Annotated in this window: 5 protein-coding genes; all 5 read right to left on the reverse strand. The window is 46.6% G+C overall.

Going from position 1 to position 5138, the window contains the following annotated elements:
- Nucleotides 1-155 precede the first annotated feature (155 nt).
- Nucleotides 156-1016 carry an alpha/beta hydrolase gene (locus GY843_RS07745; RefSeq protein ID WP_297308234.1) on the reverse strand — a complete coding sequence of 287 codons (861 nt, stop codon included), beginning with the start codon at nt 1014-1016 and terminating at the stop codon, nt 156-158.
- A 19-nt stretch (nt 1017-1035) separates the two neighbouring features.
- Nucleotides 1036-1887 carry a rhomboid family intramembrane serine protease gene (locus GY843_RS07750; RefSeq protein ID WP_297308236.1) on the reverse strand — a complete coding sequence of 284 codons (852 nt, stop codon included), beginning with the start codon at nt 1885-1887 and terminating at the stop codon, nt 1036-1038.
- Nucleotides 1884-2867, reverse strand: coding sequence for a metallophosphoesterase (locus GY843_RS07755; RefSeq protein ID WP_297308237.1), 984 nt, complete (start codon nt 2865-2867; stop codon nt 1884-1886). Before GY843_RS07755 ends, GY843_RS07750 begins: the two co-directional genes overlap by 4 nt.
- A gap of 1 nt (nt 2868) precedes the next feature.
- Entirely contained in the window at nt 2869-3750 is an 882-nt protein-coding gene (locus GY843_RS07760; protein ID WP_297308239.1) for an NAD(+) kinase, read from the reverse strand.
- Between the two features lie 65 nt (nt 3751-3815).
- Nucleotides 3816-4769: a 1-aminocyclopropane-1-carboxylate deaminase/D-cysteine desulfhydrase gene (locus GY843_RS07765; RefSeq protein WP_297308241.1), complete on the reverse strand. Its 954-nt coding sequence runs from the start codon at nt 4767-4769 to the stop codon at nt 3816-3818.
- Nucleotides 4770-5138: the final 369 nt, after the last annotated feature.

The following is a 5138-nucleotide window of genomic DNA, read 5'->3' on the forward strand; positions in this document are numbered from 1 at the left end:
ACGCTTAAGGGATTGATGCATCTCAGGCGTCATCGCCTGAATCAGTTCTTCATAAGTCATTAACTGTTCTCATATGAGTCATTAACTGTTCTATATCACTGACTAATTATCAGTAAGAGAAGTTTATCACACAGTGTATTTGTTACAGGCTTTTATCACGCGCTTTTGCTACATAAAAAGCGCACGCATTCCCGCTGTATAAACTGACGATTCTCGCTACTTGGAATATGAAAATCCTGTATTTCATGCACTTCCTTCAAACTGCCAAGTGCAAGCCGGGCTTTTTCTGCCAGTTTATCCGGAGCGAAATACACATCTTCAGATGCAGTAAACATTTGAACCGGAGCATAGAAATCGACCAGATTCTCAAGATGGTATGGCCCCGGGGGCATTAATGTCATAGGAATGCCTGCCTGGAATGTTGCAAAGTAATACGCTTCCAGCTCAGGCCAGTTATCTCCCATCAAGGGTTTCATCAGGGAATCAAAGTGGGTTTGGTCGGAGTTCAACTTAAAACTAACCAAGGGTAAAACCAGCTTGGTCAATGGTCGCCATAAAGGCCTGAAGAAACCCGCAGGTACAATCAAGGAAGCAGCACTGATCCGTTTCGGGTTTAGAGCAGCAAGATCCAGCAGCACAGCACCACCAAACGACAAACCCACCATAGGGCAAGAGGCAATTTCCAGAGAATCCATCACCTGCTCAAGCCAGAGAGCATAAGCATGATGAGAAGGTAAAGGAGCAATGCCTGGTGTTTTACCCGCCTGACCTGGGATATCCGGTGAGATAACACGGAAATGCTGAGTCAGTGGCCACAGTAGTTCTAGATTGAAAGGCGCCGGTGTGTGTAAACCATGAAGCGCTATAAGAGGTGGCGCATCTTTCCGCCCAGCTTCCATTGTCCAAACCGGGCCTAAAGGTGTCTGCAGGTAATAACCTTCCACCTCAGCCGGGAGGGATTGCCGCTGTTGCTCGTAACGTTGATTCAACTCCGGGGACAACATTGTGGCATCCATAAATTTACTCTCAAAAAATCTAACGCTTAATGAACAATCGTCCCACTGGGACAAAGATTAAACCAGCAATCAACCCTACCAGATGCGCAGTGTTGGCAATAGCACCAAACCCAATGCCTTCCAATACGCCGGTATAACCCAAGACTAACCAGAACAGCATAAAGCCCATAAGCGCAGGCGGAAGCCCGAAACGGTTGGCAGAATTGAGCTTATCCCATAACCAGGCGTAACCCAGTAGCGCGAAAACTATTCCCGACAACCCTCCAAACATAGGACCGCTCACCCAGTACTGGGCAAAGTTTGAGGCAACACCTGCGAACAGAACCAGCAACAACAGAGGTAATCGCCCCTGCATTATTTCCATGCGCGTACCTACAATCCAGATCCATAACGCGTTGAAAATAATATGCGGCGCACTGAAGTGGAGGAAGATAGGTGAGATAAAACGCCACAGCTGGAAAGATTCAACATTATGTAGCAAAGCTCGGGTATATAAGTTATCACCCTGCAGGAAGATCTCTGTAAACGTAAAGTGACGCAGAAGGTCTATATTCTCGCCAAATCCGATCAAGAAGCTCAGCATTGCACTGAAAAAAATCAACGCTGTACTAAACCATGCCCGTTTGGCGGTTGTGAAAAAATCATTCTGTCCCTGATTATGGTTAACTGAGATATTCAGTTGAGAAAGGTCTTCGCCTCGACGCCAGAGTTCAAATAGTCTGCAAATCTGCTCACTGCTGATAGAACGCGCGACCCACAACTCCTGACGATCATCAAACTCCAGTACCCGATGCGGAATCTCGTTCTGCCAGAGAAACTGAGTGAACTCTGTGAGATCTTCCTGCAGCGGAGCACTGAAGGCTTTAATCATCGGCAACCCAGCACATCGGCAATTTCGGTCTGAACATCCACCCAGATAAACTTATCCTGCTGGATCGTTTTCTCATCATCCAACTGATAAGCCACCAGCTTGCCGTATTTAACCGCGCTGTAATCAAGGCAGGCTATATTCGGGGTAATTGGGGAAGGCTCCCCTTCTCTCCAGTAATGGCCAATAAAAAGCATTTTTTCTTCAGGGCCATAATAAATCAGATCATTAAAATCCTGTTCCGTCAGTGGCAAACGTGCCACATGTTCAGGTAACGGATCTGGCTGGAACACTACATCCCCGTAATACTCCGGTTCTTCTGCCCAGAACTTGGTACGGAAGAAGCGTCGTTCAAAGCCATCTTTACTCACCATCACCTCACCATTCGGCAAACGCAGGTGTGTGCCTCGCAGCAGACGATCCATCAGCGCCCATTCAAAAGTTCCGCGCTTTGATGAACGGTGCAGGAATTCATCATCAATAACATGATTAGGATATTTGGCTTCAAAACGATCAATCAGTTTCTGGTGCCAACAGGCATGGATCACCCGGAAGTTATCAAACTCCAGGTACATCGGCATTTCACGAATCCACTGTTCAAACATCTCCTGCTCTTCTGGGTAATCCTCCAGTTGAGCCAGCGTTTCCGCAAGAATACGGTGGTGACGAGGGTTATGCTCACGCAGGTAGCTCATACCACTACCCTCTTTACCTTTGGTAATGTAACTCAGGTAGTTGTATTCGTGATTACCCATCACGATATGGGCATGACCACCTTTCACCATATCGTAAGCGATATGCAGGGCTTCACGGATACGAGGCCCGCGATCAACGATATCGCCGAGGTAAATTACCTGACGCTCAGGATGCTGATACACCCCATCAACTTTGCTGTAACCCATTTTCGACAACAGCAGTTCAAGGCTGAGTGCACAACCGTGAATATCGCCGATCAGGTCATATCCTTTCACTTGCTCTGACACATTAATCTCCGAGCTTAGTACCCCAGCCCAGTTTCTCACGGCAGGTACTGTAGAAATCATAGTTCAGAGGATGAAGAAGCTTCAGTTTATGCGGCTTCTTATGGACGGTGATCGTATCACCTGGAGCACAAGAGATATCTTTTTGGCCATCACAGGAAACGGTTGGATATGCGCCGTTATCCGGGCTGATGACTAGTTTCAGCTCGCTATTACCATTCACCACAATCGGGCGACTGGACAATGTGTGCGGGAACATTGGCACCAACACCAAGGCATCCAGTTTAGGATGCATAATCGGGCCACCGCCAGATAGGGAATAAGCAGTTGAACCTGTTGGCGTAGAGATAATCAAACCGTCAGATTTCTGGGTATAAACAAACTGCCCTTCAATATACAGTTCAAACTTGATCATTCGTGCAGCTTTACCCGGGTGAAGAACACAGTCGTTTAATGCTGTTGCTTCACCAATCGGCACACCATCACGTTTAACAATCACATCCAACAGGAAACGACTGTCTACGGTGTATTTGCCTTCCAGAACTTCGGTAACTTTTTCTTCGATCTCATCCGGAGAGATATCTGTCAGGAAACCCAGATTACCACGGTTAACACCCAGAACAGGTACGTGGTACTGAGCCAGAGAACGCGCTGCACCCAGCAGACTTCCATCACCGCCGACCACAATCACCAGATCACAAATCTCACCCATCATCTTCTGGGTACTGGTCTGCTGACCATGCCCTGGCATTACCTGAGCAATTCTTTCGTCAATGATTGTGTTTAAGCCCCGATCACTCAGAAAACGAACCAGATGCTTAAGGGTATCGATAACTGATTTACTACCTAAACGACCAATCAAACCAATATTACGAAAGTAATCCATCTTTACTCCGAATCGACGATTTTCATATTGAAAGGGATTATCACACTATCCTGCTGTTTTTTCTTCTAGTTTTTAGGACCATATACTGTTCGCATGCCTTGTAATCCTCCAGTATGAATAGCCAGTATTTTACTACCCTTCGTAAATCGGCCCTGCTCCACTAACTCGATGAGACGCTTCATCATTTTTCCGGTATAGACCTGATCCAGTGGTAGTTCATACTGCTCATCCATCTGCTCAATAAATTGAAGAAGTTCTGGGGAAGTTTTGGCATAACCACCAAAATGCCCTTCTAGGTCCAATTGCCAGTTCTGCGGATCAGTTTCACCGGCTCCTGAAATAAGTTTCCTTATATCCTCATAGAGGAACTCCGCTTTCTTCAGCACAGGAATACCAATAACTTCAATATCCGGTCGAGAAAGAGCCACTCCAGATAAAGTACCACCTGTACCACAGGGCAAAACCACATGGGTTGGATTGAATGGCCCGATCGTCTGATCAGAAAGAATCTCCATACAGCCCTTAACCGCCAGTGCATTACTGCCACCTTCCGGCACCTGATAAACTGGCTTTAGGGATCCCGGTAGTTGATCAATTAACTCTTTAATAAAGTCAGGTTCAGCCCTGCGTCGATACTGCTGCCGGTTTACAAACCTGAGCTGCATCCCCCACTCTGTGGCATCGGACAAGGTAGGATTGGTTGCGTATTCCGACTCACCCCGAATTACACCTACACAGGGAATATCTAACTCCTTAGCGGCCCAGGCCAACGCATGAATATGGTTGGAATAAGCGCCACCAAAACTCAATAGGGATCTGTAACCACCACTCAACGCCTGTTCCAGATTGTACTTAAGCTTAAACCACTTATTGCCGCTGATACGTGCATCGGTCTGATCCAAGCGCAACACCCACAACTCAACCCCTGCCTCATTACATTGAGGAAGAGGTAGCTGGGTTAAAGAAATCGGCTTGGGGGACAGGTTTAAACCTGTCCCCTGTGTAATGTGCTGAGTCATACAAATGCAACAATTCAGTAACACAAAGGCAATCAAGAATGCCTAAAGTGAGTCTCGAAATTTAAAAAGAGGACAAAACTATGGAAGATTATACTGAAGAGCTTATCTATCTGAATATGGATGAGTACGAAGACGATGAAATGTTTGATGATGCGGAAGAGCAGTAAGGCAGTGGCTCGGACGCCTACGGCTACCAGGAGCTAGAATTCAGCTTCGCAGCTGCTAGGATGTAGTAGCTCAGACTTGATCTGACAGTTACCCGTTTCTATCTGGTGTCTGTCAGTTTAGATCTGGGCTAAATTCTTCTCTGCCCAAATCGATTTACCATCAAGCAATGTTTCCATTGGCGTTCTACCGCAGCATATTTTG

Source organism: Neptuniibacter sp. (assembly GCF_024231755.1).
In the GTDB taxonomy this organism is placed as follows: Bacteria; Pseudomonadota; Gammaproteobacteria; order Pseudomonadales; family Balneatricaceae; genus Neptuniibacter.